Consider the following 2,250-nt stretch of genomic DNA (forward strand, 5'->3'; position numbering starts at 1 on the left):
GACTTTGCTGGGCATCGCGGGCCCCACGCTGATGCCCTCCACCCTCTCCCTGATCCGGGTCATGTTCCGGGATCCCAGGCAGCAGCAGGCCGCGATCGGGGCCTGGACCGGTTTCTTCGGCCTCGGCACGGTGATCGGTCCGCTGGCCGGCGGCGCGCGCCTGGCGCTGTTCTGGTGGGGCTCGGTCTTCCTGATCGGCGTTCCGGTGATGCTGGTGCTGATCGTGGCGGGCCCGCTGGTGCTGCCGGAGTACCGGGACGAGTCGGTGGCCCGCCCGGATCTGGTCAGCGCGGTCATGTCCGTGCTCGGGGTCCTCGCGGTGATCTTCGGCCTCAAGCGGATCGCCGCGGACGGCCCGGGTCTCTGGTCGGGTCTCGCCGTCGTCGCCGGACTGGTGCTGGCGGTGCTGTTCGTCTCCCGGCAGCGCCGGCTGGACCAACCGCTGGTCGACCTCTCGCTGTTCCGCAACCGCCTGTTCGGCACCGCCCTCGGCATGCTCGTCCTGGCGACCCTGCTCTCCGCGGCCTCGCAGTTCTTCGTCATGCAGTACCTGCAGCTGGTACGCGGGCTGCCGCCGATCCAGGCCGGACTCTGGTCGCTGCCGACCACCGTCGCGGTCATGATCGGCGCCATGGGGGCCCCTGGCCTCGTGAGCCGCGTCAAGCTGAGCACCCTGCTCGCCGGCGGCCTGGTGGTCACCGCGGCCGGCATGGTGGTGCTGGCCCAGGTGGGCGGTCCCTCCGACCTGTATGTCGCGGTGACCGGGGCGGCCGTCATCGGGCTCGGGCTCGGGCCGATGGTCTCGCTGGGCACCGGACTGATCGTGGGCGCGGCCCCGCCCGAGCGGGCCGGTGCCGCCTCCGCGATGGCCTCGACCGGCACCGAACTCGGCAGCGCCCTGGGCGTCGCGGTGATCGGCAGCGTCGGCTTCGCGGTGTACCGGGCGAACCTGGCCGACACGCTCCCCGGCGGACTGCCCGCGTCCGCCCGCAAGGCGGCCCGGGACACCCTCGCCGAGGCGGTGAACGTCGCCCACAAGCTGCCGGCCGCGGACGGCTCCCGGCTGCTGTCGGCGGCCCGTGCGGCCTTCGTGGACGGCCTGCAGACCACCGCGATCGTCGGGGCGGTGCTCGCCCTGCTGCTGGCCGCGGCCGCCGCGGCCCTGCTGCGCGGCGCCCGGATGCCCGGCCCCGGGCCCGTCGCGGAGTCGGACGACGTGGCGAAGACCCTTGCGAAAGCGGAGAGCTGACATGCCGGCCGCGCACTCCGCGGCCGCCGCGGCCCAGACCCCGGTGGGGGTCTGGGCCGCGCGTCTGCGTCACGACGACCGGGCCGACGTTCCCCTGACCCTCTCGCTGGCCTCCGACGGCACCCTGGCGATGCGCGCACCCACCGGTGTGGGCACCGGCAGCTGGAGCACGGGGCCGCACGGCGGGTTCACCTGCGAGTTCACCGAAACCCCCGTTCCGGCCGGCGGCGGGCGGCCCCCCGTGCGGATCCGTGCCGAGGCCCGCCTGGACGAGACCGGCCGGCACGGCACCGGCAGCATGCACACCGCCGACGGCGTGCCGGTACACACCTCCGGCGGTGTTCCGCCGCGGGACGACGCCCCGGCCGAGTTCACCGCCGAGCGCCTCGCCGCGGAACCGGCGGTCTGGCACGACCTGGTGGGCCTGGGCGGGTCGGTCCGCGGGCCGGTGCTCCACCCCGGCGACGACGGCTTCGAGGAGGCCTGCTCCGGCTGGCTGCTGACGGTCGAGCAGCGGCCGGCCGTGGTCGTGGTCGCCGCCGACGCCGACGACGTGGCCGCCGCCGTCCGGTTCGCCGCGCGGGCGGGACGTCCGCTCGCCGTGCAGTCGACCGGGCACGGCGCGTCGGTGTCCGCGGACGGAGCCGTGTTCGTCGTCACCGGGGAACTGCGCGAGCTGTCGGTGGACCCGGAAGCCGGCACGGCCAGGATCGGAGCCGGGCTGCGGTGGGGCGAGGTCGTCACCGCGGCGGCCGAGCACGGTCTGGCGCCGTTGTGCGGCTCCTCCGAAGGGGTCGGGGTGATGGGCTACCTGACCGGCGGCGGACTCCCGCTGGCCTGCCGCACCTACGGCTTCGCCGCCGGCCACGTCCGCTCGCTCGACATCGTCACCGCTGACGGCCGCCGCCGTACCGTCTCGCCCGCCCACGAGCCCGGCCTGTTCTGGGCGGACAGGGGCGGCAAGGGCAACTACGGTGCCGTGGGCGAGGCCGAGATCGAGC

At 75.3% G+C, this 2,250-nt stretch carries 2 protein-coding genes; both read left to right on the forward strand.

Annotation, left to right across the window (positions count from 1 at the left end):
* Positions 1-1,249 (forward strand): MFS transporter (locus KVT45_RS54820; RefSeq protein ID WP_217562579.1); only part of this gene is annotated, 1,249 nt, incomplete at its 5' end.
* Position 1,250: 1 nt separating this feature from the next.
* The coding region (locus KVT45_RS54825; protein ID WP_217562581.1) for an FAD-binding oxidoreductase at positions 1,251-2,250 on the forward strand (1,000 nt) is incomplete at its 3' end.

The sequence above is a fragment of the Streptomyces sp. GbtcB6 genome (genome assembly GCF_019091475.1).
GTDB lineage: Bacteria > Actinomycetota > Actinomycetes > Streptomycetales > Streptomycetaceae > Streptomyces > Streptomyces hyaluromycini.